Origin of the sequence: Cellulomonas sp. A375-1, from assembly GCF_001040865.1 — a bacterium.
Lineage (GTDB): Bacteria > Actinomycetota > Actinomycetes > Actinomycetales > Cellulomonadaceae > Cellulomonas > Cellulomonas gelida.
Genome location: NZ_LFKW01000146.1, coordinates 504 through 27,325, shown reverse-complemented (window position 1 = coordinate 27,325; position 26,822 = coordinate 504). Strand labels below are relative to the sequence as shown.

The 26,822-nt window shown below is 73.5% G+C and carries 21 protein-coding genes; 10 read left to right on the top strand and 11 right to left on the bottom strand.

Features of this window, described 5'->3' with window-relative positions; all coding sequences use genetic code 11:
• Positions 1-123: 123 nt before the first annotated feature.
• From CWIS_RS15725 to manA, 3 genes are all read left to right on the top strand, one after another.
• Complete coding sequence (locus tag CWIS_RS15725; RefSeq protein ID WP_048344277.1) at positions 124-819, top strand: response regulator transcription factor; 696 nt, start codon at positions 124-126, stop codon at positions 817-819.
• 13 nt (positions 820-832) lie between these two features.
• Positions 833-2,158, top strand: a complete 1,326-nt coding sequence (locus CWIS_RS15720; RefSeq protein WP_048344276.1) for an ATP-binding protein — start codon at positions 833-835, stop codon at positions 2,156-2,158.
• A gap of 75 nt (positions 2,159-2,233) precedes the next feature.
• Positions 2,234-3,430 (top strand): mannose-6-phosphate isomerase, class I, encoded by a 1,197-nt coding sequence (gene manA / locus CWIS_RS15715; RefSeq protein WP_048344275.1) that lies wholly within the window; start codon positions 2,234-2,236, stop codon positions 3,428-3,430.
• A gap of 21 nt (positions 3,431-3,451) precedes the next feature.
• Here manA and CWIS_RS18510 read toward each other — a convergent pair whose 3' ends face one another.
• Positions 3,452-4,045 carry a GtrA family protein gene (locus tag CWIS_RS18510; protein WP_082156529.1) on the bottom strand — a complete coding sequence of 198 codons (594 nt, stop codon included), beginning with the start codon at positions 4,043-4,045 and terminating at the stop codon, positions 3,452-3,454.
• Between the two features lie 74 nt (positions 4,046-4,119).
• Between CWIS_RS18510 and CWIS_RS15705 the strand changes: the two genes are divergently transcribed.
• Entirely contained in the window at positions 4,120-5,286 is a 1,167-nt protein-coding gene (locus tag CWIS_RS15705; RefSeq protein WP_048344274.1) for a 5-(carboxyamino)imidazole ribonucleotide synthase, read from the top strand.
• 23 nt (positions 5,287-5,309) lie between these two features.
• Positions 5,310-5,849: a 5-(carboxyamino)imidazole ribonucleotide mutase gene (gene purE, locus CWIS_RS15700; protein ID WP_048344273.1), complete on the top strand. Its 540-nt coding sequence runs from the start codon at positions 5,310-5,312 to the stop codon at positions 5,847-5,849.
• Positions 5,850-5,875: 26 nt separating this feature from the next.
• Here the strand turns inward: purE and CWIS_RS15695 are convergent, their stop codons facing one another.
• Genes CWIS_RS15695 through CWIS_RS15675 form a run of 5 tightly spaced genes read right to left on the bottom strand, consistent with a single transcriptional unit; the run spans position 5,876 to position 12,092 of the window.
• Positions 5,876-7,996 carry an acyltransferase family protein gene (locus CWIS_RS15695; RefSeq protein ID WP_053071784.1) on the bottom strand — a complete coding sequence of 707 codons (2,121 nt, stop codon included), beginning with the start codon at positions 7,994-7,996 and terminating at the stop codon, positions 5,876-5,878.
• Positions 7,993-9,123: a glycosyltransferase family 4 protein gene (locus CWIS_RS15690; RefSeq protein WP_048344272.1), complete on the bottom strand. Its 1,131-nt coding sequence runs from the start codon at positions 9,121-9,123 to the stop codon at positions 7,993-7,995. The genes CWIS_RS15695 and CWIS_RS15690 overlap by 4 nt, the downstream gene beginning before the upstream one ends.
• A complete protein-coding gene (locus CWIS_RS15685; protein ID WP_048344271.1) occupies positions 9,120-9,953 on the bottom strand; it encodes an ABC transporter ATP-binding protein in 834 nt (277 codons plus the stop codon). Before CWIS_RS15685 ends, CWIS_RS15690 begins: the two co-directional genes overlap by 4 nt.
• The gene (locus tag CWIS_RS15680) at positions 9,940-10,836 is read right to left on the bottom strand and encodes an ABC transporter permease (RefSeq protein ID WP_048344270.1); all 897 of its coding nucleotides are present in this window, start codon (positions 10,834-10,836) and stop codon (positions 9,940-9,942) included. The genes CWIS_RS15685 and CWIS_RS15680 overlap by 14 nt, the downstream gene beginning before the upstream one ends.
• Positions 10,833-12,092 (bottom strand): nucleotide sugar dehydrogenase, encoded by a 1,260-nt coding sequence (locus tag CWIS_RS15675; protein WP_048344269.1) that lies wholly within the window; start codon positions 12,090-12,092, stop codon positions 10,833-10,835. The genes CWIS_RS15680 and CWIS_RS15675 overlap by 4 nt, the downstream gene beginning before the upstream one ends.
• A 181-nt stretch (positions 12,093-12,273) precedes the next feature.
• Between CWIS_RS15675 and CWIS_RS17825 the strand changes: the two genes are divergently transcribed.
• Both CWIS_RS17825 and CWIS_RS17820 read left to right on the top strand, forming a co-directional pair.
• Positions 12,274-14,067: an SGNH hydrolase domain-containing protein gene (locus tag CWIS_RS17825; RefSeq protein WP_053071783.1), complete on the top strand. Its 1,794-nt coding sequence runs from the start codon at positions 12,274-12,276 to the stop codon at positions 14,065-14,067.
• A 9-nt stretch (positions 14,068-14,076) separates the two neighbouring features.
• Positions 14,077-15,240, top strand: coding sequence for a class I SAM-dependent methyltransferase (locus CWIS_RS17820; protein ID WP_156186692.1), 1,164 nt, complete (start codon positions 14,077-14,079; stop codon positions 15,238-15,240).
• A gap of 9 nt (positions 15,241-15,249) precedes the next feature.
• Here CWIS_RS17820 and CWIS_RS15660 read toward each other — a convergent pair whose 3' ends face one another.
• Both CWIS_RS15660 and CWIS_RS15655 read right to left on the bottom strand, forming a co-directional pair.
• Positions 15,250-17,673, bottom strand: a complete 2,424-nt coding sequence (locus CWIS_RS15660) for a glycosyltransferase (protein WP_048344268.1) — start codon at positions 17,671-17,673, stop codon at positions 15,250-15,252.
• 80 nt (positions 17,674-17,753) lie between these two features.
• A complete protein-coding gene (locus tag CWIS_RS15655) occupies positions 17,754-19,886 on the bottom strand; it encodes an acyltransferase family protein (protein WP_053071781.1) in 2,133 nt (710 codons plus the stop codon).
• Between the two features lie 126 nt (positions 19,887-20,012).
• Here CWIS_RS15655 and CWIS_RS15650 point away from each other — a divergent pair, with 126 nt between their 5' ends.
• Positions 20,013-20,438 carry a hypothetical protein gene (locus CWIS_RS15650; RefSeq protein ID WP_048344267.1) on the top strand — a complete coding sequence of 142 codons (426 nt, stop codon included), beginning with the start codon at positions 20,013-20,015 and terminating at the stop codon, positions 20,436-20,438.
• On the opposite strand, the gene CWIS_RS15645 is transcribed toward CWIS_RS15650, so the two are convergent.
• The 3 genes from CWIS_RS15645 to CWIS_RS15640 are packed head-to-tail and all read right to left on the bottom strand — an operon-like array spanning position 20,426 to position 23,801.
• Positions 20,426-22,903 (bottom strand): glycosyltransferase family A protein, encoded by a 2,478-nt coding sequence (locus tag CWIS_RS15645; protein ID WP_048344266.1) that lies wholly within the window; start codon positions 22,901-22,903, stop codon positions 20,426-20,428. The genes CWIS_RS15650 and CWIS_RS15645 overlap by 13 nt on opposite strands.
• The gene (locus tag CWIS_RS18505) at positions 22,900-23,055 is read right to left on the bottom strand and encodes a hypothetical protein (protein WP_156186690.1); all 156 of its coding nucleotides are present in this window, start codon (positions 23,053-23,055) and stop codon (positions 22,900-22,902) included. The genes CWIS_RS15645 and CWIS_RS18505 overlap by 4 nt, the downstream gene beginning before the upstream one ends.
• Positions 23,055-23,801 (bottom strand): hypothetical protein, encoded by a 747-nt coding sequence (locus CWIS_RS15640; RefSeq protein WP_048344265.1) that lies wholly within the window; start codon positions 23,799-23,801, stop codon positions 23,055-23,057. The genes CWIS_RS18505 and CWIS_RS15640 overlap by 1 nt, the downstream gene beginning before the upstream one ends.
• Before the next feature lie 147 nt (positions 23,802-23,948).
• Here CWIS_RS15640 and CWIS_RS17815 point away from each other — a divergent pair, with 147 nt between their 5' ends.
• Positions 23,949-26,129 carry a hypothetical protein gene (locus tag CWIS_RS17815; protein WP_053071780.1) on the top strand — a complete coding sequence of 727 codons (2,181 nt, stop codon included), beginning with the start codon at positions 23,949-23,951 and terminating at the stop codon, positions 26,127-26,129.
• Positions 26,126-26,698 carry a hypothetical protein gene (locus CWIS_RS15630; protein ID WP_048344264.1) on the top strand — a complete coding sequence of 191 codons (573 nt, stop codon included), beginning with the start codon at positions 26,126-26,128 and terminating at the stop codon, positions 26,696-26,698. The genes CWIS_RS17815 and CWIS_RS15630 overlap by 4 nt, the downstream gene beginning before the upstream one ends.
• Positions 26,699-26,822 lie beyond the last annotated feature (124 nt).

Below are 26,822 nucleotides of genomic sequence, written 5' to 3'. Positions count from 1 at the left end.
CCACGGGCGCCCCGCGCGTGCGACCGTGGGCGCGGACCGGGCACGCCAGCCGGAGCAACCTCACACCCGCGGTGCGGCGCGAGTCCTGGCTGCGGATACCAGCGCGTGACCTAGCATGGGCGAATGACCCAGGTGCTTCTGGCGGAAGACGATCCCGCTATTGCCGAGCCTTTGGCGCGGGCGCTCGGACGTGAAGGCTATGACGTGAGCGTGCAAGGTACCGGTCAAGGGGCGATCGACGGGGCGGCCGCGGCCGATCTCGTCGTGCTCGACCTGGGCCTGCCGGACATGGACGGGCTCGACGTCGCCCGCGCCATCCGGAACCTCGGCCTGACCACGCCGGTGCTGGTGCTGACCGCCCGCGCGGACGAGGTCGACCTGGTCGTCGGGCTCGACGCGGGCGCCGACGACTACGTCACCAAGCCGTTCCGGCTCGCCGAGCTGCTGGCCCGGGTCCGCGCGCTGCTGCGCCGCACCGCGGTCGAGGCGGGCGACGAGGACGAGCTGCACGCGCAGAACGTGCGTGTCGACGTCGCGGCGCACCGCGCGTTCCAGGGTGACCGCGAGCTGCACCTGACGGCCAAGGAGTTCGACCTGCTGCGGGTCCTCGTCGCCTCAGCGGGCAACGTCGTCGCACGCGAGACCCTCATGCGTGAGGTGTGGGACTCGGACCCGACGGGCTCGACCAAGACGCTCGACATGCACGTGTCGTGGCTGCGGCGCAAGCTCGGCGACGACGCGAACGCCCCGCGCTACATCTCGACCGTGCGCGGCATGGGCTTCCGGTTCGAGACCGGCCCCGTGCCCGCGGGGCTGTAGGGGTCGGCGGCGCGTGCGTCGTCGCGTTCTCCAGGCGACCATCGCGGCGGTGACCGTCGCGGTGGTCCTGCTCGGCTTCCCGCTCGCGTTCCTCGGTGCTCAGCTGGTGCGCGAGAACGAGCTGCAGCGGCTCGAGACCCGGGCGCAGTCCGCCGCGCGTGCGGTCGACTTCCGCCTCGGCCTCGGGATCGAGCTGAACGATCAGATGTTCGAGCCGTTCGCCGACGGCTCCGACGGTGAGGTGCCCGCGTCCGTCGTCGTGCACGCGCCCGACGGCACGGTCTACCAGGCCGGGCAGCGGGTCGACGGGCGCAGCCAGTCGGTCGAGGCAGTCTCCGACCAGGGTGCGATGGTCGTGCTGTACGTCTCCTGGTGGGAGGTGTTCTGGCTCAGCGCGCGCGTGATCGCGCTCGTCGTGATCGCGGCGGTCGTCGCGTTCGCCGCGGGCATCGCCATGGCCATCTGGCAGGCGAACCGGCTCGCGGCGCCGCTCGTGTACCTCGCGGCGTCCGCGGAGCAGCTCGGGTCCGGTCAGGTGCGCCCCCAGCTGGAGCCGTCGGGCGTCGAGGAGATCGACCTCGTGGCGTCCGAGCTCGCGCGCAGCGCCGACCGGATGGCGGGCCGCCTCGCGGCCGAGCGCAAGTTCGCCTCCGACGCGTCCCACCAGCTGCGCACCCCGCTCACGGCGCTGTCGATGCGGCTCGAGGAGATCATGCTCGCGTCCGACGACCCGCAGGTGCGCGAGGAGGCGCGGATCAGCCTCGAGCAGGTCGAACGGCTCGTGCGCGTGGTCGACGACCTGCTGATGTCCTCGCGTCGCGCGCAGGGCGGCACGACCGAGGCCGTGCGGCTGCTCGAGGTCGTGCACCAGCAGGAGGAGGAGTGGGAGGCCACGTTCGAGGCGGTCGGTCGGCGCCTCGTCGTCGAGGTCGAGCCCACGACCCAGGTGCTCGCCACGCCCGGAGCCCTCGCGCAGGTGCTCGCGACGCTCATCGAGAACTCGCTGCGGCACGGCGCGGGCACGACGACCGTGCGTTCGCGCTCGGGCGGCGCATCCGGCACGGTCGTGGTCGAGGTGGCCGACGAGGGTGACGGCGTGCCCGACGAGCTCGCCGGCAGGATCTTCGAGCGGGACGTGACGTCGGGCAAGGGGACCGGGCTCGGCCTGGCCCTCGCGCGTGACCTGGCGTCCGCCGACGGTGGCCGCCTCGAGCTCGCCCAGCGCCGGCCCGCCGTCTTCGCGCTCTTCCTGTCCGGCGTGCCCGCCTCCTTGCGGCCCGACGTGGTGCTGCCGCTCGGGGCCGTCGTGTCCTCCCGCCCCGACCGTCGGCGGCGCTGAAACGCTCAGGGCCGCACCCGCCGCACCCGCCCGCTCGGTACTGTGGGCGCTCGCGACGAGCCCGGAAGGACGTGCATGTACCGCCTCGAACCCGCACTCCAGCACTACGCCTGGGGCTCGACGGACGCGATCCCCGGTCTGCTCGGGCTGCCCGCCGACGACTGCCCGGTGTCCGAGGCCTGGTTCGGCGCGCACCCCCTGGCGCCCGCGCGGCTGACGGGGGCGAGCGCACCGACGCTGGACGCGTTCGTGAGCCAGGACCCCCGCGCCGTGCTCGGCGACGACGTCGTCGCGCGGTTCGGCCGCGAGCTGCCCTACCTGCTCAAGCTCATCGCCGCGGCCTCGCCGCTCTCGCTGCAGGTGCACCCCTCGCGCGCGCGGGCCAGGGCCGGGTTCGAGCGCGAGGTCCGCGCCGGGGTGGCGCTCGACGCCCCCGAGCGCAGCTACCGCGACGCCAACCACAAGCCCGAGCTCGTGTTCGCGCTGTCGCAGCTCGATGCGATGGTCGGCTTCCGTGCGCCGCGGCGTGCGGCCGAGCTCCTCGTCGGCCTCGAGTCGTCGCTCGCCGAGCAGCTCCAGAAGCTCCTGACGCGTGACCCGTCGCCCGAGGGCGTCCGGGCGGCGTTCGAGTGGCTCCTCGCGCCCGCGACGCGGCCGCACCCCGACGAGGTCGCGGCGCTCGCACGCGCGTGCCAGCGTCGCCTCGACGCGGGTTCGCCGTCCCCGCGCACCGACCGCACGGTGATCCGCCTGAACGCGCAGTACCCGGGCGACCCCGGTGCCGTCACGTCCGTGCTGCTGAACCCGGTCACGCTGCAGCCGGGCGAGGCGCTCTTCGTGCCCGCGGGCGCGGTCCACGCCTACCTCGAGGGGTTCGCGGTCGAGCTCATGGCCAACTCGGACAACGTGCTGCGCGCCGGCCTGACGACCAAGCACGTGGACGTGCCCGAGCTGCTCGACAACCTGGACACGGTGGCCGCGCCCCCGATCCGCATCGCCCCCGAGCACGTGTTCACGGCGACTGACGTGTTCTACGCGCCGGTCGACGACTTCGAGCTCTCGGTCACGCAGCTGCAGGACGAGGTCGGGGAGGTCCGGCTGCCGGGCCGCGGGCCCCGCGTGCTGCTGTGCCTCGACGGCGCGGCGGACCTGCGCGGCGAGGGGGACGGCGCGCTGCGGCTCGAGGCCGGTCAGGCGGCGTTCGTGCCGGCCTCGGACGGGCTGCTCACGGGTCGCGGGTTCGGCCGCGTGGTCCAGGCCGGGGTGCCCTGAGCCGCACCCGCGGCGGAGCCGTCAGTGGCTCTCGTGCTCGTGCTGGTGCTGCTCGTGCAGCTCGTCGGCCGCGACCACCGCACCGAACGGCACGACCGGCTGCACGGCGAGCGCCACCGCGGCCTCGTCGGCCGCGCGCTCGTCGGGCGAGGCGACCTCGTCCTGCTCGCCCGTGAACACCCAGCGCTTGTAGCCCACGTACCGCAGGGCCGTGCCGAGCGCGATGCCGACGAGGTTCGCGATGTTGTCAGGCACCGGGCCGTCGAGGTGCAGCACGTACTGCGAGAACGCCAGGGGAGCGGCACCCACCGCGAGCCCGAGGCCGTTGACGACCACGAACAGCAGCAGCTCGCGACCGCGGTGCCGCGTGCGGTGCTGCGAGAACGTCCACAGCCGGTTCCCGACCCACGAGACCAGCGTCGCGACGAGCGTCGAGACCACCTTGGCGGTGATCGGCTTCTCCGCGAGCAGCTCGCCCGGGCCGAACCGCAGCAGGTTGAACAGGCCCATGTCGACGACGAAGGCCACGCCCCCCACGGACAGGAAGCGCGCCAGCTCGGCCAGGCGGGCCCGGTGGTCGGGACCCAGCAGGCGGGTCAGCACAGCCGTCGTCACGTTTGCGAGGATAGCCCGCGTCTCCCGCGGACGGGCCGCAGGAGGTCCTGGCTACTCGGTTAGGGTGGGCGCCCGTGAACGCACCTGTGGTGGCCGTGGTCGGAGGCGGGCAGCTCGCCCGCATGATGGTGCCTGCGGCGACCGCCCTGGGGATCCACCTGCGCGTGCTCGTCGAGAGCCCCACGGGGTCCGCGGCACAGGTCGTCGTGGACGCCCCCGTGGGGCAGGCGTCCGACGAGGCCGCGATCTCGGCCATCGCCGAGGGCGCCGACGCGCTGACGTTCGAGCACGAGCACGTCCCGAACGCGCTCCTGGACCGGCTCGCCGCCGCGGGCGTGGCCGTGCGCCCCGACGCCGCGGCGCTCGTGCACGCGCAGGACAAGATCGTCATGCGACGGCGGCTGACCGCACTCGGCGTGCCGTGCCCGCGCTGGGCGCCCGTGACCGAGCGCGACGACCTCGCGGCGTTCCTGGCCGACCAGCCCGACGGCACGGCCGTGGTCAAGACCGCGCGGGGCGGGTACGACGGCAAGGGCGTGCGCGTCGTGGCGTCACCGGACGCGGCCGACGACTGGCTCGCCGCGGCCGCGCGGCCGGGCGGCGTCCCGGTCCTCGTCGAGGAGAAGGTCCCCTACACACGTGAGCTCGCCGTGCTCGTCGCGCGCCGCCCCTCGGGCGAGGTGCGCACGTGGCCGGTGGTCGAGTCCGTGCAGCGCGACGGGGTGTGCGCCGAGGTCGTCGCGCCCGCGCCCGACCTCGCGGACGCGACGCGCGACGAGGCGCTCGCGGTCGCGGTGCGCGTCGCCGAGGGGCTGGGCGTCGTCGGCGTGCTCGCGGTCGAGCTGTTCGAGGTGCCCGGCGCGGCGGGGGAGCCGCCGCGCGTGCTCGTCAACGAGCTCGCGATGCGTCCGCACAACTCGGGCCACTGGACGATCGACGGCGCGGTCACGAGCCAGTTCGAGCAGCACCTGCGCGCGGTCCTGGACCTGCCGCTCGGCGACCCGGCGCCGCGCGCCCGCTGGACGGTCATGGCGAACGTCCTCGGCAGCACGCTCGAGGACCTGACGCACGCGCTGCCGCGCGTCGCGGCGCTCGACCCCGGCGCCAAGGTGCAGCTGTACGGCAAGGACGTGCGACCGGGCCGCAAGCTCGGGCACGTCAACGTCAGCGGCGACGACCTCGACGAGGTGCGCGCCCGCGCGCTCGCCGCGGCTGCGCTGCTGCGCGGTGAGACACTCTGACGCGCGACGACAAGGAGACTTCGATGACCGCAGCAGCCCTGGTGGGCATCGTCATGGGCTCGGACTCCGACTGGCCCGTGATGGAGGCGGCGGCGCAGGTGCTCGCCGAGCTCGGGGTCCCGGTCGAGGTCGACGTGGTCTCGGCGCACCGGCAGCCGGACAAGATGATCGCCTACGGGCGTGCGGCGGCCTCGCGCGGGCTGCGCGTGATCGTCGCGGGGGCGGGCGGCGCCGCGCACCTGCCCGGCATGCTCGCGTCCGTCACCACACTGCCCGTGGTGGGTGTGCCCGTGCCGCTGCGGTACCTCGACGGCATGGACTCGCTGCTGTCGATCGTGCAGATGCCGGCCGGGATCCCTGTCGCGACCGTGTCCGTGGGCGGTGCCCGCAACGCGGGGCTGCTGGCGGCGCGGATCCTCGCCTCGGGCACGGACGACGAGTCCGCCCGGCTGGCCCAGCGGCTCGCGGACTTCAGCGACGACCTGCGCGCGCAGGCCGATGCCAAGGGTGAGCGGCTGCGCGGGCTGGCGTCGGGCCGGCCGGCCACGGGGTTCCAGGCCTGACCCGCCCGTGGCCGGGTCAGGCCCGGTCAGGGCAGGCCGGCGGCCACCAGCTCCTGCTCGAGCACGTCAGCCAGCGACTTCGCGTACGTGGCGGTCAGGTGCGAGCCCTGCCGGTAGACCGTGACCCCGCCGATCACCGGCCAGCCCTTGCCTCCGGGCGTGATCCAGGGCTGGACGTCCGCGACCGGCGTCCCCGTGCGCCCGGCGGCCACGAGCAACGGGGCCGGCTCAGCCTCCTCGACGGACCACTCGCAAGCGGAGACGTCGTCCGCGTGCTTCGCGACGCACGTGATCATGTCCGAAGTCGGCTGACGGTTGTCGGCGACGACCACGGGCTGCCGTCCGGCCTCCTTGAGCTCGGCCAGGACCTCGTCGATCCCGGCCAGCATGACCTCTGCGGAACGTGCGGAGCAGTCGTCGTCGGTGACGCACGCGGCGACGCTGCGCTGGGACACCAGGACGTGGTCGATCGTGTCGTCGGCGACGACGGCCGCGAGGCGTTTGTCGTTCGAGCGCCGGCACGCGTCGTTCGGCACGTCCTGGCCGTCCTGAACCGTGGCACGAGCGATCGGGCAGGCGGACTGCAGCATGGTGACGAGGTGCCAGCCGCGGCGGTCGGCGATGAGCTCGAGCGCATCCAGCCACTGGTGCATCTTCGAGTCGCCGACGACGGCGATGGTCGGGCCGGTCGCGGGGCCGTAGCGGCACACGACCGCGTCCTCCGCGCGGGGCTCGTTGATGCACTTCGTGCCGTCGAGCGAGGCGAGGTCGTCCCCGATGGTGCTCGGTGTCGGCACGAAGCCGGTCGGGCTGCGGTCGTCGGGGTGCCAGCCGTCGGGCGGCACGTCGAGCCCGAGCAGGCGCGCTCCGGGGTGTGTGCGCTCGCTCGCGCTCGCCTGCTCCTGCTCGGCTGCGAGGCGACGATCCGCGATGAACGTGAGTGCGCCCGCCGCCAGGAGCCCGACGAGGATGCAGACGACTCCTGCGACTAGCCCGCGGCGCGGCGTAGCGAGTAGCGATGACGTGTGGAACGGCTGCTCGACGACCCGGTACGCGAGCCAGGCGGGCACGACCGAGAAGCCGATCGCGAGCAGCGCCGTCGGAACCCGCAGCGGCTCGCCGGGTGTGCCCCAGAAGGCCTGCGCACCGATGAGGACCGGCCAGTGCCACAGGTAGAGCGAGTACGACAGCGCGCCGACGTCCTGCATCGGCGCGAGCTCGAGGGGCGCGAGGCGTCCTCGTCCGTCGCCCGTACCGGCGGCGATCACCGCGGCTGCGCCCAGGACGGGAACCAGTGCGGCGATGCCTGGGAAGGGCGTGCGGACGTCGAACAGCACCGCGGCCGCCGCGATCGCCGCGATGCCGACCCAGCCCAGGGCGACACGCACGACGAGCGGGAGCCGCCCGACGCGGGTGAGCCCGACCGCCAGCAGCGCACCGACGGTCAGCTCCCAGAGCCGGGTCGTCGTCACGAAGTAGGCGCGGCCCGGGTCGGCGCCGGTCAGGTGCACCGACCACGCGAGCGACGGCAGGGCGATCACGAGCAGGCCGAGCGCGAGCCGCCCACGCGACAGCACGCCGCTGCGTCGTCGCGACCACCACAGCAGCGCGACGATCAGCAGGGGCCAGACGACGTAGAACTGCTCCTCGACCGCGAGCGACCAGAAGTGCTGCAACGGGCTCGAGGCGGTGTCCGCGGCCAGGTAGTCCACGGAGAGCTCCGCGAACCGCCAGTTCACGACGTACAAAGCCGAGGCGACCATGTCACCGGCGACCGCGCGCCACTGCGAGACCGGCAGGACCGCGACGGTGACCGCGGCGACCGCGACGAACACGAGCGCGGTCGCGGGCAGCAGACGTCGCGCACGCCGCGCGTAGAAGCGCGTGAGCGACAGGCGCCCCGAGCGCTCGATCTCGCGCACGATCAGGCCGGTGATGAGGAAGCCGGAGATCACGAAGAACACGTCGACGCCGACGTACCCGCCCGGGAGCCCGGGCACCCCCGCGTGGTAGAGCAGGACGAGCACCACGGCGACCGCGCGCAGGCCCTGGATGTCGCGCCGGAACCCCGGTGGGGCCGGGGTTGCCGCGCCCGCGCTGGAGGGGTGGTCCCGCTCGCGCGGGACGGTCATCGTCGCGGAGGTCACGGCGTGGGGTTCCTCCGCGTGCGGTGCTTGGTGACGACGCGCTCGAGCTCCGCGAGGAAGGCCGCGCTCTGCACCGACCAGTCGAACTCGGCGACCGCGGTGGCGCGCCCGGACGCCGACATGCGCTCCCGCAGGGCGGGGTCGTCGAGCAGGTGCAGCACGGCGTCGACCGCGACCGACGGCGTCGCGAACGGCACGACGAACCCGCACTCGGCACGCTCGACGAGCGCCTGGGCCAGGGGCAGCGGCGTCGTGACGACGGGCACGCCGTGCGCCATGTACTCGACGACCTTCGTCGGCAGGCTCGCGCGGTAGTTGGGAGTGTCGTGCAGCAGGCTCAGGCCTGCGAGTGCGCCGTCGAGCGCCCTCATCGCGACCTCCGACGACAGGCGGCCGTCCCAGCGGACGTCCCCGGCCGCCACGGCGGCCTGCAGCGCGGTCGTCGTCGGCTCGTCGGCAGGGCCGATCAGGCGCAACGTCACGGCACCGTCGGTGCGTCGGCGCAGCTGGCGGCCCACCTCGATGAGGTCGAGGCCGCCGCGCACGCGCGTGATCGAGCCGACGTAGAGCACGGTGGAGTCACCGCTCGCGCTCACGTCCGCGGGTACCCGGACGGTGTTCGGCACGACCGCGTGCGCCTTGGCGAAGCGCTCCTGGTAGGCGTGCTCGGCGAGGATCAGGTCGAAGTGGCGCTCCGACCAGCGCTCGAGCCAGCGCGCGGCCGCCGAGGCCACGCCGCGCGCGCTCGGCGGCAGCCAGCCCTTGTGCTCGATCGCGCCGGCGGTGTCCTCGTGCACGTCCCACACGACGGCGGGGGTGCTGCGCGACGCGGTCGCGAGCACGAGCTCGGGGTCGTGCAGCAGGACGAGGTCGTGCCGTGGGGACTCGGCGTGCACGAGTCGACGCGCGGCGCGCCACGCCGCGGCCCGCCGCCGGCCGTACGCACGGGGCAGGTCGAGCGCGCGCAGGCGTGCGAGCTGGGGGACCGGTGCGCCGGTCGCGGAGAACGGCGCGGCGTACGTGACGTGCCAGCCGGCGTCGAGCATCGCCGCGATCTGGCGCGCGAAGATCCGGGAGTCGCGGGGGTCGTGCACGATCGTCACCACGAGGACTCGCACCGCGCTCACCCCCTGAGCCGCTTCTTGCGGCGGATGGCTCGCATCACCCGCTCGTAGTGGTCGCAGACCTCGTCGGTCGGCCCGTCCATGCGCAGGAGCCCGCGGTCGATCCAGATCGCACGATCGCACATCTTGCGCACCGTCGTGGTCGAGTGGCTGACCAGGAAGACGGTGCCGGCCTGCTCGCGGATCTCCTCGACCCGGGCCGCGCTCTTGGCGCGGAACTCGACGTCGCCGGTGGACAGCGCCTCGTCGATGATGAGGATGTCCGGCGCGGTCGACGCCGAGATGGCGAACCGCAGCCGCGCGGCCATGCCGGAGGAGTACGTGCGCATGGGGAGGTGCACGAAGTCGCCGATGCCGGCGAAGTCGACTATCCAGTCGTGCAGCTCGTTGACCTCCTTGCGGCTCAGGCCCTTGGCCAGGCCGCCGAGCATGATGTTGCGCTCACCCGACAGCGCGCTCGACAGCGCCGCGTTGACGCCCATGAGCGCGATGTCACCGCGGGCCCAGACCTCACCGCCCGCGGTCGGGATCAGGCCCGCGATCGCGCGCAGCATCGTGCTCTTGCCCGAGCCGTTGCGTCCGATGACCCCGATCGACTCGCCCTCGTAGGCGGCGAAGCTGACCCCGCGCACGGCCGGGACCTCGGTGATGGTGCCGACGTGGCGCGTCACCCGGTCGAGCGCGCGCCCGAGCCGACCCTCGGCCTCGTCGCCGAGCGCGTTGCGCTTGCCGCCGTAGGCCTTGTAGGTCACGCGCAGGTCGCGCACGACGATCGACGGCACACGTCCCTCGGGGACGGGCACGCCGGTGCCGGTCACCTCAGTCGCGGCCATAGCGGCCCTCCGCGCGCCAGAACACGACGACGCCGACGACGAGGAACCCGACGGCCCAGACCCCGCCCCACACCCACAGCAGCGGGTCCTGCGGCACCTCGGCGAGCAGGCACGAGCGCACGAGCTGCAGGAACAGCGCCACGGGCTGGTACTGCATGACCAGGCTCAGGGCGCCGTGCCCGGCGTAGGCGGCGATCGAGAAGAACACGCCCGAGACGTACCGCAGGAGGCGCACCGTGACGGGGATGAGGTTGAGCGCGTCGCGCACGTCGAGCACGAGCCGTGCGCAGATCATGGCCAGCCCCGCGCAGAAGCCGAAGAGCAGCACCATGGCACCGGGCAGGAGCAGCCACTGCCACCGCGGGGGCTCGCCGACGATCGGCAGCAGGACCAGGAGCACGCCGATCGCGGGCAGCAGCAGCAGGAACTCCGCCAGCACCACCGAGACCGGCAGCGCGGCACGTGGGAACCGCACGCTGCGCACGAGCGAGAGGTTGCTGGTGACCGACTTGGCCCCGATCGTCGCGCTGGCCGCGATGAACGAGAAGATGAAGATGCCGACCGACAGGAACGCGGGGTAGTTGTCGACGCCGCGCGACGTGTCGAGCAGCAGCCCGAAGATCAGGAAGTACGAGCCGGCCAGCAGCAGCGGGTTGAGCGCCGCCCACAGCTGTCCGAGGACGTTGTTCTGGTTGCGCTCGTACGCGCGAGCCGTCGCCAGCTCGAGCACGAAGGCACGCCGCTCCCACAGCTGGTGCAGGTAGCGGACGAGACCCGGAGGGGTGTCGACACGCTCCAGCCCGTGCTGCTGGGCGAGCTCCGCCACCTGCGAGGCGGACCACGGGGGGTCGACCTCGGTGGCGGGCCACCGGCGTCCGGTCACAGACGATGTGCCTTCTCGGGGCTCACCACGCCGCGGGTGTCGAAGAACCGCTTCGCACCGGCCACGAGCGCGTCGACGTCGTACACCTTGTGGTTCTGCACGAGGACGACGAGGTCGGCCGCGGCGATCGCGGCGTCGAGGTCCTCCTCGCGCGCCATCGTCGTGCCGTGCACGCCCCAGTTGGTCACGTACGGGTCGTGGAAGCGGACCTCGGCGCCGAGCTCGGTCAGCGACTTGGCGAGGTCGACCGCGGGCGACTCGCGCTGGTCGGCGATGTCGGGCTTGTAGGTGACGCCGAGCAGCAGGATGCTCGCGCCCTTGGTGGCCAGACCGTCGGCGTTGAGGATGTTCTGCGCGCGGCCCGCGACGTAGCGCGGCATCGTCGCGTTGATCTCCTGCGCGAGCTCGACGAATCGGAACGGGTAGCCGAGGCGGCTGCGCACGTTGTAGCTCAGGTAGTTGGGGTCGATCGGGATGCAGTGCCCGCCGACGCCCGGACCGGGGTAGAACGCCTGGAACCCGAACGGCTTGGTCTTGGCGAGCCGGATCACGTCCCACAGGTCGATGCCGAGCTCGTGGCAGAACCGCGCCATCTCGTTGACCAGCGCGATGTTGATGTGCCGGTACGTGTTCTCGAGGAGCTTGGCGGTCTCGGCCTCACGCGTTCCGGACGCCGGCACGACGGTGTCGATGAACTTGCCGTAGAACGTGACGGCGCGCTCGGTGCACTGCGGCGTGCAGCCGCCCACGACCTTCGGCGTGTTCTTGATGCCGTACACCGGGTTGCCCGGGTCCACACGCTCGGGGGAGAACGCGAGGTGGATGTCCTTGCCGACCTCGAGCCCCCCGGCCTCGAGCGCGGGCTTGACCAGCTCCTCGGTCGTGCCCGGGTAGGTGGTCGACTCGAGGACGACGAGCGTGCCCGGCTGGAGGTTGCGCGCGACCGTCGCGGTCGCCGAGCGCACCGGGCCCAGGTCCGGGCCGCCGTCCTCGGACAGGGGCGTCGGGACGCAGATGACGATCGACTGCGCGCCCGCCAGCTCGGTCTCGTCCGTCGTCGCACGGAAGCCCGCGGCACGCATCGCGGCCACGTCGGCGTCCGACAGGTCGTCCACGTGGGAGACGCCGGAGTTCAGGCCGTCCACCACGGACTGGTTGACGTCGAAGCCGGTGACCGACAGGCCGGCACGGCTCGCCTCCTGCGCGAGCGGGAGTCCGACGTAGCCCAGTCCGACGATGACGAGATCTGCAGGCATGGTGAGGAGTCTTCCCATCGAAGCGAGATTCGGGGTGGCCGCGCGCGTCGCGCTACACCGTCGAAGATGCTACCCGAGCCCCACCGTGGACCATGCGCGTGCCGGGTCGACTTACCCTTGTCCGGTTCCGGGCGGCGAGCACCGCGGCGCCCGACCGTGATCGAGAGGACCCAGCACGGCGATGACCGCAGTCGACCCGCGGGGTTCACGGAGGCCGCGCACCCGCACGATCGTGGTCTGCGTCGTCGTCGTCCTCGTCGCCGCGCTCGCGTCCGTGACGTTCGCCATGCGAGCGGGCCAGGCGCGGGCCGTGCTCCCGACGCCCGAGCAGGCGGCGTCGGACGTCCCGCAGCTCGACGGGCGCCGCTGCCTCACCGACTCTCGTGCAGCCTCGGTCGTGCTGTGCGCGGTCGGTCCGACCGCCGCGCGCACGACGGTCGCGGTCGTCGGGGACACCGCGGCCGAGCAGCTCCTGCCCGCGCTCGCGCCCCTCGCGGACGCGCGCGGGTGGCGGCTCACCACCGACCTGCGCGACGGGTGCCCACTGGTCGACGCCGCGGTCACGACGGCCGGTGCGGGCCGGGTCGACTGCGGTCGACCGTACGAGTCCCGCCTCGAGCGGCTCGTCGACGACCCGGCGGTGAGCCACGTGCTGCTCGTCGGCACCGCGGGCGCGAAGGCGTGCACGGGCGCGGGCTGCCAGGACCCCGACCGCGCGGTGCTCGAGCGCGAGCTCCGTTCGACGATCCAGGCCCTGCAGCGCGCGGGCAAGGACGTCGTGACGGTCCGCGACCTCCCCGTCCCGCCGCGCGACGTGGTGGCGTGCGTCGAGGCGAGCCCCCGGTCGACCGAGGACTGCGACTTCGCACCGCGTCCCGCGCTCGGCGCGCTGGCGGCTGCCGCACGGCGCGAGCTCGTCCCGGTGGTCGATCTCACGGCGGACCTCTGCCCCGACGCGTCCTGCCCAGCCGTCGCCGACGGGGTGCTGCGCTACCGGCCCGACGGGCGCCTGACGGCGACGTACGCGGCCACGCTGAGCTCGCGCCTCGGTTCGGCGCTCGACGCCGCGGGGCTGGCCGCGTCGGACGCCACGAGCGCGCTCGGTGCGCATGCGCTGGGCGACGAGCCGCGGACGTCACCCGCGGGCGAGCCCGTCGACACGGTGGCGTGGATCCCCCCGCCGGTGGCGGGCGCGACGCGCGACGAGGCGGACCCGTACCGCGAGGGCTGCCACCAGAACCAGGCGGACCCGACCGCGCTGTCCTGCACGTACGGCGACCCGACGTCGACCACGGTGATCGCGCTCGTCGGCGACTCGCACGCCGCGCAGTGGCAGCCCGCGCTGCGCGCCGTGGCGGAGGCGCACGGCTGGCAGCTGCGGACCTACACGAAGTCGGCCTGCCTGTTCGCCGACGTCACGGTCTGGAACGGTGCGCAGGACGGTGCCTACACGTCGTGCGCCGAGTGGACCGCCGAGGTCGTCGACGCGCTGCGTGCGGACCCGCCGACCGTGCTCATCCCGGTCTCGACCGGACGGTACGCACTCGCGGCGGGTGACGGGCCGGTCCGCGGCGACGCGGCGATCGTCGACGGCATGGTCCGCACGTGGAGCGCGGTCGCTGCCGGTGGCACCAGGGTGGTCCCGATCGCCGACACCCCGTGGCTCGAGACCGACATGAAGCACTGCGTCGCGGACCACCTCGAGCGGCTCTCGGAGTGTGCCGTGCCGCGCGCCCCGGCCGTCGCTAGGTCGGCGCAGGCGTGGCAGCGCGCAGCGGTGGCGCGCGTGCCGCGCGCGGAGCTCGTCGACCTCACCGACGTCGTGTGCCCTGCCGACCGCTGCGCACCGGTGATCGGGAACGTCCTCGTCTGGCGCGACTCGCACCACCTCACGGCGACGTACGCGCGGACGACGGCTCCCTTCCTCGACGAGGCGCTCACGCCGCTCGTCCGACCGGCAAGCACCGACCGGTAGGGTTGCGACGTGCAACGACGACTGCTGGTGATGGTGGCGGGCGTCGGGCTCGTCGTGGCTGTGGGGCTCCTCGGAGCCGTCGCCGGATGGGGTCGACTGGTCGACGCCGTCCTCGTCGCGCTCGCCGGGGCCGGGGTGGTCCTCCTGCTCGACCTGCGGCGGCGGGCAGGGGAGTCGGGAGTGCTCTTCCGGCGCGCGGCAGAGCGGGACCGCGAGCTCGCCCGGCAGGTCGGCGGCGTCGTCCGGACGGTCGCGGCGATGAAGGGCTCCGCCGGTCTCGAGGCCCGCCTCCTCGACGCCCTGAAGCCGCTCGCGACGACGCTCGGTGAGTTCGACGAGCGGATCGCCGCACCCGTGCAGCGGGCGCTCGGCCCCGACGGGCAGATGGAGCAGATGGAACGCCGGGTCTTCGGCTCGTTCGAGGCCGAACGGCTCCGGGCCGCCGACCGGCACCGCGAGGTCCTCGCGGCGGTGACCGACACCGGCCAGGACGTCCGCGAGCTCAAGAAGTCGGTGACGGCCGGTCACAAGCGCGTGGTCACCGACCTCACGGCGGTCTCGCGCGACGAGACGCGGCAGGTCGAGGCGCTGCTGCAGATCATCCCGGGCCTCGAGGAGCGGCGTGCGCTGCTGCCCCCGACGGGCCGGTGGGCCATGGACGCGAGGTCGGTCGCCCACCTGCTGGACCTCGTGCGCGCGCAGCGGCCGGGCCTGGTCGTCGAGCTCGGCAGCGGCACCTCGTCCGTCTGGCTCGGGTACGAGCTCACGCGGATCGGTGGCCGGCTGACGAGCGTCGACCACGACGAGGTCTTCGCCGGGCTGACGCGTGAGGCGCTGACGCGGCACGGCCTGACCGAGGTCGCGGAGGTGCGGGTGGCGCCGCTCACCGACCTCGACGACTCGGTCTGGTACGACCGCGACGCGCTCGCCGACCTCGACGCGATCGACGTGCTCATCGTCGACGGCCCGCCCGGCTCGCTCGGCGAGCGGGTGCGGAGCGCCGCGATGCCCTTCTTCGCCGAGAGGCTCGCCCCGGGGGCCCTCGTGCTGCTCGACGACTCGGATCGACCGGACGAGGCCGCGATCGCGCAGGAGTGGGCCGAGGAGTTCGGCCTGGAGCGGATCGAGACCGGTGTGTCGCGGCTCGCCGTCCTGCGCCGACCGGCCCGGTAGGTCCGCGCGTCAGGACTCGCCGAGCAGCGCGGCGACCTGCGCCGCGTAGCTCTCGCGGCTGAACCGCTCGCGCACCCGTCGCACCGCCAGCGCCGACTGCGCACGGTAGCGAGCCGGGTCGGCGTAGTACCGGCGGACGAGCGGCATCGTCTGCTCGGGCGTCGCGTAGAGGGCTGCGTCGCCGAAGGTCGCCTGCATGACCTTCGGCAGGATCGCGACGCAGCCGGTGGCGAGCGCCTCGAGCACCGCACGGCCGAAGGCGTCGTACGCCTGCGGGTGCTGGTGGTAGACGAAGAAGTCGATCGAGTTGAGGAACGTCCGGACCGGGAGCTCGTCGGCCGCGAACGTGAGCCAGGACGTCGGCGCGGGTGCCCCGAGGATCTCCTGCACGGCGCGCGTGCCTCCCATGACGCGGACCTCGACCTCGCCGTCGAACGGGTACGCGGCCTTGAGCGCGCGGCTGTCGACCGGCCACTTCATGAGGTCGTCGCGCGAGTGCCGGCCGACGACGGGTCGGGTGGAGCGGAACGTGCTGCGCTCCGTCTCCCACTCGGGCAGGTCCAGCGTGCCGGGAAGGTCGAAGTCGGCGAGCTGACCGGGTTCGACGTCGCCCTCGATCGCCTGGCGCACCGTCGGACCCTGCGGGACCCACAGGGGCTCGCGACCGAACATGAGGTGCGCGTGCCGCGTGACGTCCGCGACGCGATACCGGATGTCGCTCCCGTCACGCTCGGACGGCGCCTGGTTCGCCATGAGGATCACGCGGTCGGCCCGAAGAGCCACCGGGTCCACAGGCGGGAACTGCAGGATCGGGGGGTAGCGCAACGAGAGCAGCCTCGCGTGATCCTCGTCGGTCTCGAGCACCCGGGCGACCACCTGACGGTGGATCAGGTCGCGGACCGGCCCGCACAGCGGCATGTCCCGCGCGGTCATGAACCGGGCGGCCTCGAGGTGCATGACCCCGACTGCGCGCCCCGCGGCCGTGAGCGCCATGATCTCCTCGATCATCGACCTCTGCGGGCCGCCGTACGCCCGCCAGTCTCCGGCGATCACGACGTCGAGCTCGCGCGCACGGGGGCTCACCGCGAAGCGCTCGGGCAGGGCGAGCCGCTCGTCGGTCTGGTCGCGGCCGAGGCGCAGCTCGTCGGGCGTGGCCGTCGCGTGCCAGTGCCGGAACTCGCCGATCCACTCGTGTCGCGAGGGGTGCCGCCAGTTGGGCTTGAAGTCCGTCCGGGAGAGGGACGAGCCCCGCCAGCGGACGAGCGAGAGGTGCTTCTCGACGAGGTGCACCGGTTCGCCGGTCATGGCGATCAGACGGTGGCGGTACTCGCTGTCGGCACCTCTGCGTGACGCGGCGTAGTAGCCGAGCCGCTCGGCGACGGTGCGACGGAGGAGGATCGAGGACTCGTTGAGGCGCGACGGGTCGTACTCGGGCTTCTGGAGCCTGAAGTTCTCCTGCAGGCGCAGGCACTTGCTCTGCGACGCCGCGAGCGTCGGGTCGTCCAGCATCGGCTGCATCTGCAGCGCGATCCGCTGCGGGTGTGACCAGTCGTCGTCGTCCTGACCGGTGAGGAACTCGCCGCGCACCAGGTCGAGCGCGGCGTTGCGCGCGACGTACGTGCCACCGTTCTGCGGCATCCGGACCGCGCGGATGCGGTCGTCGAGCGCGGCGATGCTCTCGACGACGGACCAGCCGTCGCCGGGCGAGCAGTCGTCGACGATGACCAGCTCAAGGTTGCGCCAGCTCTGCCGCAGGATCGACTCGACGCTCGTCCGCAGCGTCACCGCGTCGGGCTGGAAGGTCGTCATGATGACGGACACGAGCGGCTGCGTCCCGTCGACCGCGGGCACGTCGAGAGTCAGGCCGTCGAACGGCGTCGGGGCGCCGGGGCGGATGGCCGGAGCGGGGATCTCGCCTTCGGTGAAGTAGCTGTCGAAGAGCTCGCGCCAGGCGTGCTCGTCGGCGAAGGGCGAACCGACGTACGGGTTGGCGAGGTCGGTCCGCAGGGCGCGTGCGTGGCCCTCGGACATCGGGTACGACGCCAGCGCGTCCGCGGCCCCCGCGTAGTCGCCCGCGTCGAACAGGAGGGCGGCGAGCAGGTCGACGTAGGCGGGCTTGCGCTCGCGCGGCGCCTTCTTCAGCGTGCGCCGCAGCAGCGCGACGGCCACCGTCGCGTCGTCGTCGTCGAGCTCTTGCAGCGCGACGGTCCTCGCCAGCGCACCGAGCCAGATGTAGCGCCAGTCCGAGGGCTCCTGCCCGTCGGCGAGCGCGCGGTAGTCCAGCTCGCCATCGCTCGCGACGTAGGCCAGCAGCTCGCGCAGCGCGCGCGACCGCGTGCGCATCGCGGTCCGGGCCAGCGCCGCCGGCCCGCGGCGACGGGCGATCACGGCGTAGTCCTCGAGGATTGCTCGGTCGAACCCGGCCTCGCTCACGACGTCCCCCTGCAACGATCGCCCCGGAGCAGTTCCGGGACGTGGCGAATCTACTGCCATGAGCCTGGTCCCCGGTTCCTTCAGCCGGCGACCAGCGCGGCGGCGGGCGTCGCCGCGACCGCCTCGACGAGCCGCGCGTCGAGCGTCCCCGTCAGGGTCGAGACGTAGGTCTGGGTCAGGTGCGAGCCCTGCCGGTAGACCAGGACGTCACCGATCACGGCCGGGCACATCCCGCCCGGGCAGATCACGTCCGCGAGGTCGAGCACGGCCGCGCCGACGGACTCCGCGGCGGCCCGCTGGACCTTGCCGGTCGGGTAGGCGGCCTCGAACGCGCAGGTCGAGAGCTGGTCCGCGTGCTGCGCGACGCATTCGTAGACCTCGTCGCCGGGCGAGGCGTTGTTCGTCAGCGCGGCCACCGTGATGCCGGCGTCCTGCAGCTGCGTCCAGCGCTCCTCGAGCCCGGACAGCATCCCGTCCGACGTGCCCGAGCTGCTGCCCGAACCGGCGGGCGCGGCCTTGGAGGCGTTCTGGGAGGTGACGACGAGCGAGGGCTTCTCCTCGAGCAGGATCGAGGTCACCGCGTCGTTCCACTCGTTGCACGCGTCGTACGGCTTGCCGTCCTTGAGGACGTCGGCCGCGGTGAACGCGCACGCCGACTTCGTGTGCGTGATGATCCGCCAGCCGCGGTCCTTGCCGATGGCGTCGAGCGCGGTGATCCACTGCAGCGCCTTGGAGTCGCCGACGAGGGCGACGGTCTCGGTGCCGTTCTCGTCCCCGTAGACGCACTCGACGGGCGTGCTCGAGTCCTGCGAGACCTGGCAGCCCTTGTCGTAGGCGTCCGGGACGTCGGCGGTGGCCTGGTCGGGGCTGGGGGTGATCGAGGTGGCGGTGTCGACCTTCCACAACTCCTTGGCGCCTGCGGGGTCCGCGAGGATCGCGGCCGCGCCGAACGGCTTCGTCGGGTCCGTGCTCGCGCTCGGGCCCGGGTTCGTGGTCACGAGCGGAAGGCAGAGCACCAGGCCGGCGATCGCGGCGGCGAGCGACAGGTTCCCGCCCAGTGACAAGGACAGCCCGTTGGAGCGCGTCAGGCGGGGGGAGAAGCGCACGGGGTTCTCGACGAACCGGTGCGAGAGCCACGCGGGGATGAACGACAGCGCGACGAGCACGAGCCCGCGCTTGGCGCCGAGCTCGCCGTAGTAGGCGGTGCCGCCGACGACGAACAGCCAGTGCCACAGGTACAGCGAGTAGGAGATCCCGCCGACCCAGACGAACGGGCGCCAGGCGAGCACACGGCTCACGCCCGTGTCGGCGGCGCTCACGCCCGCCACGATCAAGGCCGCCGTGGACAGCACCGGGACGAGCGCGAGCGAACCCGGCCACGGGTCGCCTGCGTCGATCAGGAAGCCGGAGTAGGCCAGCCCGAGCGCGCCGAGCACCCCGAGCGCGGCCGCGACGCGGCGGGACAGCGTCTTCCACCACAACGAGGCGACCGCGACGGCCGCGCCGATCCCGAGCTCCCACAGGCGCGTGGTCGTCACGAAGAACGCGGTCGTGGGCGAGGTGGCGGTCTGGTGGATCGACCAGCCGAGGGTGGGCACGACGACGAGCCCGAGCGCGACGCCGAGCGTGGGGCGCAGCGGGAGGCGGAACCGGCGGGCCACGAGCAGGCCGACGATGATCAGCAGCGGCCAGACGATGTAGAACTGCTCCTCGACCGCGAGCGACCAGAAGTGCTGCACGGGAGAGGCGGCGACGTCCTCGGCCAGGTAGTCGACGGACCTGTCGGCCAGGCGCCAGTTCACGACGTAGAACGCGGCCGAGACGATGTCGAGCCCGAACACGCGTCGCTGGGTGAGGGGCAGGAGCCACCAGGTCAGGACCGCGGCCGCGACGAGCACGAGCGCCGCGGCGGGCAGCAGGCGCCTGGCGCGGCGCGCGTAGAACTGGGCGAGGGCGACCTTGCCGGTGCGCTCGATCTCGCGCACCAGGAGCGAGGTGATGAGGAACCCGGAGATCACGAAGAACACGTCGACGCCGACGAAGCCGCCGGGGACCCAGTCCACGCCTGCGTGGTAGATCAGGACCAGGCCGATCGCCACGGCGCGCAGACCCTCGATGTCGGGCCGGAACGCGGTCGAGCGGTGCTTGCCCGGCGTCACCTCGGACCCCTGCGGGGTCAGGGGCTCGACGTGGGCGGTCGACGTGGCGGTCATGCAGCTCCTCGTTCGGGTGACCGCGGCATTCTACGTGGCGCGGGCCGGTGCCCCGCGGGCGGGTAGCCTCGACGCGGGCGGCCGGACCTGCGGCGGGCCGCGTCCCATGACGAGAGGAACAGTACGGTGCGAGCACGAGTCAAGGCCCTCCTTCCCATCGCGGCGGCCGGGGTGCTCGGGGTCGTCGCGGCCGTGCTCGCCCTCGTCGGGCAGGAGGAGGCGGCGCTCGCCCTGGTCGCGCTGCTGGTCACGCTCGTGGCGGTCGTCGCCGTCGACGTGTGGCACCGCACGCGTGACTCTCAGCACATGCAGCGCCTGGCCGCGGAGCGTCAGCACGCGATCGCCGGGCGCCTGGGCGCCTTCCTCGACGACGAGAGCCTCGACTCCGACGGTGTGGAGCGCACCGGGAACAACCTCGTGCACCGGCTCGAGGCGATCGAGCGCCGGGTGGTCGCCGCGCTCGAGTCCGAGCGGCTGCGCTCGGCCGACGAGCGCGCCGAGCTGCTGGCCGAGGTCGCAGAGATCCGCGACGCGACGCGTCAGGCCGGCTGACCGACCGTCCCGGCCACCACGCTCGAGTCGAGCAGCGGCCGCAGCGCCGCGAGGAACGACTCGACCGAGAACCGTTCGCGCGCGAACGCCTGACCGCGTCGGGACTGCAGCAGCCACGCCTGCGGGTCGGCGTGCAGGCCGCGCACCACGTCGGTGACCTCGAGCGGCGCGGCGTACCCCGCCGCGTCGCCGTAGACCGGCCGGTAGACCTCCGGCACGACGAGCACCGCCCCCGACGCGAGCGCGGCGGCGTGGGTCGTGCGCATGCGCGTCAGCGGCCCCGACTGGTCGACGAAGAACTCGAGCTGACCGAGGTACTCGCGGGCGGACAGCTCGTCGCGCACGTAGACGAGCCACCCGGGCGGCACGGAGCGTCGCCCGAGCATGGCGCGCACGCGCTGGGGCGAGCCGAGCAGGCGCACGTCGATCCAGCCGTCCGCGGGGTAGAGCCGCCGGACCTCGTCGTCCTCCGCTGGCCAGTCCCGACGGTCGTCGGCTCGCTGACCGACGACCGGGGTCGACGAGCGCGGCAGCGCACGCGGGACCGCGAAGCGCGTCGGGTCGGCGAGCATCGGGACGTCGTGCGGCGCGAGCTGCAGGCCGGGCCACGACTGCGCCTCGAGCGAGGAACGCACGAGCGCGTCGCGCGGCACCCACACGGGCGTGCGGCCGACGATGCGCTCGGCGTTGCGCGTGCAGTCGCGCACCGAGTAGGCCGCCACGTGGTGCGCCGGGTCGACGGGCTCCTGGTCCGCCAGCACGAGGACGCGGTGCACGGTCATCAGCGAGGTCTCGGCGGGCGGGAGCTGCAGGAGCCCCGCCTCGGCGACGACGAGCGTGCCGACCTCGACGTCGTCCTCGTCCAGCAGCAGACGATCCACGGTGCGCGCGTTGATGAGGTCCTGCACCGTCGGGTGCATCTCGAGGCGCCGTCGCACGGGGTAGCGGTTGTCCGGCAGGTGCACGAGCCCCACGCGCAGGCCGGCGCCGAGCAACGCGTCGACCTCGTCGAGCACGGGGTGACGCTCGGCGTCGCTGGCGCGCCAGTCCGCGGCGATCGCGACGTCGTAGCGGTCGGGACGGATCCTGACGGGCTCGTACCGACGGGGCACGACGACGGCCCGGCCGGCCTCGGCGGGGTCGAGACCGTCGCGCACCATGACCTCGTGGGCGCGGGCCGCGGACGCCCAGAACGCCGCGCGCGCGGGGTGGTGCCAGCCCGGCCCGAACTCGCCGCGCGAGAGCGAGGCGATGTCGAGCCGGTACAGCGCCAGGGGCACGTTGATGTCGCGCACCGGCTGCCCGGTGAACGCCTCGACCCGTCGCATCAGCTCGGTGTCAGCCCCCTTGCGCGCCTGGACGACCCCGCCGCAGCGCCGCAGGGTGTCCCGACGCGCCATGTACGTGGCCGCATGGCGGCCCGAGACGGGCTGGCCGATGCGGTCGATCTCGAGGTCGGCGGTGACCATGTACGCCAGGACGCGTGTCGCCGTGACCGTCGGGTCGTCGAGGAACGCGCGGACCTGGTGCTCGATGCGCCGCGGGTGGGACCAGTCGTCGTCGTCGTTCCCGGTCACGAGCTCGCCGTTCGCGACCGCGAGCGCGGCGTTGCGCGCGAGGTACGTGCCGCCGTTGACCGGCTGCCGCAGCACCCGGATGCGCGGGTCGAGCGACTCGGCCCGCACGAGCACGTCCTCGTACTCCGGGCCCGAGCAGTCGTCGACCACGAGGATCTCGAGGTTGCGCCAGGACTGGTCGGCCAGTGAGCGCAGCGCCCCCAGCAGCTTGGGGCCCGGGCGCCAGGTGGTGACGGTGATCGTGACGAGGGGGCCGTCGGTGATCGCCGGGGGAGCGTCGACCACCAGGCGGTCGAGCGGCTCGTCGTCGCCCGGCCCGACGACCGGGACCTCGAGCCCGTAGCGCGTGAACAGCTCAGCCCAGCCCGCCTGCCACCTCGCGGCGTCCGCGTGCACGCCGCCGGTGAAGGGGTTGGCGAGGTCGAGCGCGAGGTACTGGCGTCCGGGGGTGCTCGCCGGGATCAGGGCGAGCTGCTCGGACGCGGCCGCGGCGTCGCCGAGCGTCTCGAGGAGGCGGGCGTAGAAGAGCCGGTCGGCGGGCTTGAGGCGGCCCGCGGGGACCTGGGCGAACAGCAGGCGCGCGGTCTCCATGTCGTACGGCTCGCCGGTCTGCAGCGCGAGCACGCGCGCGAGCGCGACGAGGCCGCCGGGGCTGAGGTCGTCGGGCAGCGCGCCCGGGGCGGTGCGCAGGCGGCGCACCAGGTCCTCGTAGCGGAGCTGGCCGCGCGTCGCGCGGTGCGCCAGGACGGCGCGCATCGAGCGCGAGCGCGTGCGCAGCGCGTGGGCCTCGACGGCGCGCGAGCCCGGCGCGAGCTGGTCGAGGGAGTCCAGGAGCGTGAAGTCCCGGGGGTAGACGTCCTCGTCGGGCGGGTGGGTCGGGACCGTCACGCGTGCGGTCCCTGCTCGGCGAGGCGCGCCTCGGCCGCCTCGGCCCGGTCGAGCGCCTCGTCGAGCGCGGCCCGCAGCATCGCGAGCTCGACCTCCTGCTGGGCGAGCTTCTGCGTGAGGTGGGTGATCACCACGTTGGCGTCGACGTCCACTAGATCTTCTCCAGCCTGAGCTTGCCGCGCACGACGGACAGCCGATGCAGGTCACCGGACACCTTGTCCTTGAGCCCCGGACCGCGGCCCGCCGCGAAGCGCGCGTCGCCCTCGAACCGCACCTCGGCCGTGCGGCGGCTGATCCGCAGCACCCGGCGGGGCTCGCCCGTCTCGTCGGCGTGCGCCGAGACGACGAGGTCGTTCGTCGGCGCGTTGGTCATCTCGACGGACCAACGCTGGTCCGCGGGCGCCCCGGCCCGGTCGACCGCGAACTCGAGGCGCGAACGCGCCACGCGCAGCGTGCCGCGATGCACCGTGAAGTCGGCGCTCGACGTCGCGATGTTGACGTGGTCCTCGCCGTACGGGATCGCGAGCCGCGTCTTCATGAGCCCCGCGGCGTTGGCCACCTCGATGGAGAAGTGGCGGTGCGGCCGGCCGCCGTCGTTCGCCTCGTCGTGCGCGCCCATCCACGCCTTCATGACGGGGTTGTCCGGGTCGGTGTAGTCCCACCAGCCGATGAACGCCTTCGCGGCGGGGTGCCGCCAGCGCAGCTCCATGACGTCGCCCGAGCGGTTGTTCGCGGTGTTGGAGCGCGTGTACGACTCCAGCACGAGCCTGCTCGACCGCGTGCTCTGGCCTCCCGCGTGCTTCGTCGGCGGCGTCCGCAGGTACAGGTCGCCGGTCATCGTCGCCCCGGTGCTCGAGAGCTCGACGGGCGCTGTCCCGTCGCCGGATGGCAGCGTCACAGGAGGTCCTCCTCGGATGGGCGGGTACGCAGCGATTGTCCGTACCCAGCCCCGTGGGCGGCAAATCTGCGCAGGCCAGCCCACCGTACAATCAGCGGGCACACGGAGGGCGCCGCGTCGGCGACCTCGACCCGACGAGAGGACGTCGTGAGCACAGCCCAGCACTACGACGTCCTTCTGGCGTCCGACCTGCGCCTGCCCGGCGGCACCACGGCCAGCATGGCCGAGGAGCTGCGCGCGCAGGCCGCGGCGGGTTACCGCACCGCTCTCCTGCACGTGCCGAGCAGCCTGGCCAACCGGGGTCTGGGCATCGAGCCGCGCCTGCGCCGATGCCTCGACGACGGCCTCGCCGACCTCGTCGTCGCCGGGACGCCCGTGCACGCGACGCTCGCGGTGCTGCGCAACGCGACCGTGTTCGACGCCGTGCCCGCGAACCTGCCGGTGACCGCGGACCGTGCCCTCGTGCTGGCCAACCACGTGCGCGTCGACGCGGCGCGGGTCCAGCACTACGACGTGGCTGTCACGGACCGGGCCGTGACCGACTGGCTCGGCGTGCGGCCCACCTGGTACCCGATCGGCCCTGCCGTGCGGCCCGGGCTCGAGGCGGTGCGCGACCAGATCGACCTCGCCGACACCGACTGGCTCAACCTGCTCGACGTCGACGAGTGGGTGGTGCCCCGCACGGGCGTCGCCCCCGGCACCGTCCCGGTCATCGGCCGGCACTCGCGCTCGTCGGCCGCCAAGTGGCCCGAGCGCGCCGCCGACCTGCTCGCCGCCTACCCCGACGACGGCTCGGTCCGTGTGCGCGTGCTCGGCGGCGCCGACGCGGTGGCCGACGTGATCGGCCACGTCCCCGCGTCCTGGTCCGTCGAGGAGTTCGGTGCGCGCGACCCGCGCGACTTCGTCGCCGGGCTCGACTTCTTCGTCTACTTCCACCGCAGCGACCTCGTCGAGGCGTACGGCCGCACGATCATGGAGGCGCTCGCGAGCGGTGCCGTGGCGATCCTGCCGGAGCACTTCCGCTCCGTGTTCGGCGACGCGGCGCTCTACACCGCTCCCGAGGGCGTGCAGGGACTCGTGGCGCGCCTTGCGGCCGACCCGGACGCCTACCTCGCGCAGTCCGCGCGGGGCCAGCAGTTCGTCCGCTCGACGCACGGCCACGAGTCGCACGCCGCGCGCCTCGCCGCGCTCATCGGGCCGCCCTCGGGCGAGCCCCGCACGGTGGTGTCGCGGCAGCGCCCCGTCGGCCGCGAACGTGTCATGTTCGTCAGCAGCAACGGCGCCGGGATGGGTCACCTCACCCGCCTGCTGGCCATGGCGAACCGCGCCGACAAGCGGATCGAGCCGATGTTCTTCTCGCTCTCGCAGGCGGTCGGCGTGGTCGAGCAGTACGGGCACCCCTGGGAGTACTGCCCGTCGCGGGGGGACCTGGGCTGCACGGTCGAGGAGTGGAACGAGCTCTTCCCGGTGCGGTTCGCCGAGGTGCTGCGGCGGTACCGGCCGCGTGCGGTCGTGTTCGACGGCACCATGCCGTACGTCGGCATGGTGTCCACGCGCGCCGCGTTCCCGGACATCGCGTTCGTCTGGTCGCGTCGCGGCATGTGGCGCGAGGGCACGACGACCAAGTTCCTCGCCCGCGGCGAGATCTTCGACCTCGTCCTCGAGCCCGGCGAGGTGGCCGCGGCGGCCGACCGCGGGCCGCTCGTCGGCCGTGGCGACAGCACGCACGTCGGCCCGATCACCCTGCTCGACGCGGACGACCTGCTCGACCGGGCCACGGCCCGCGCCGAGCTCGGCATGGACCCCGACGCGCCGGCGCTGCTGCTGAGCCTGGGTGCCGGCAACATCAACGACATCACGTCCGACCTCGACCTGTTCGCGGACGCCGCCGCGGCACTGCCCGGCGGCTGGGTGACCTACGCGACCAAGCCGCCGATCCAGCGGCGCGGCGAGCCCATGCGCGAGCACGTGAAGCCGCTGTCCGTCTACCCGCTCGCCCGCTACCTGCGCGCGTTCGACGCCGCGGTCGTCGCGGCGGGCTACAACAGCTTCCACGAGGTGCTCATGGCCGGTGTGCCGTCCGTCGTCGTGCCGAACCTCGCGACGACGACCGACGACCAGGGGGCGCGCGCGACCTACGCCGACGCGCAGGGCTGGAGCGTCGCGGTCGCCGAGGTGACCGCGCAGTCCGCCGCAGACGCGCTGCGCCGGGTCACCGACCCCGTGTGGTCCGCGGCGGCCTCCGCGAAGGCGCTCGCGGCCTACCCGGCCAACGGTGCGGGCGAGGCCGTCCGGCACGTCGAGCGCCTGATCGGGGTCGAGCGATGAGCGCCGGTCGCCGCGCCCAGCGCGCCGCCCGCCGCCTGCTCGCGTTTCCCGCGACGCGGCGCCTCGTCGTCGCCGTCGGCAGGCGCGCGCCGCGCGTCAAGGAGGCCGGCCGCGCCCTGCTCGGCATCGAGGCCGGCGGGGCGCGCCACCTGCACGGCAAGCCGCGCGTCGACATCCGCGGCGGGCACATGCTGCTGCCGCACCAGGGGCGGCGCTGGCCGATCGTGCTCGTCGTCGCGCTCGGTCTCGAGCCGGGCGACACCGAGGTGGTCGCCGACGCGATCGAGCGCGTCCAGCTCACGACCGGCCGCTTCCGGCCGCTGTTCCTGGTGGACTCGGGTCAGCTCGGCCCGTTCCGCTCGCGCTCGTACGCCGTGGAGACCGTCATGCCGCGCGCGATGTACGCGCGGGTGAACCCGCAGGACTCCTACGGCGACTACCTGGCCGACCGGACGTTGTCGATCGTCACGGCGTACGGAGTGCGCTCGGTGGTGCCGGTGTCCGTCGCCGCGCTGCGCGAGGGCGTCAGGCCGGACGAGCTACGGCTGCTGGGACAGCTCGAGCTCTAGCTAGACCCCGCCGACCTTGCCCGGCTCGAGCTTGCCGTCGCGGATCTGACGGAAGAACGTCGGCGTCTCGTCGGGGTCCAGCAGGACCGTCGACCCGACGCCGCCCGGACGGTAGTCCATGCTC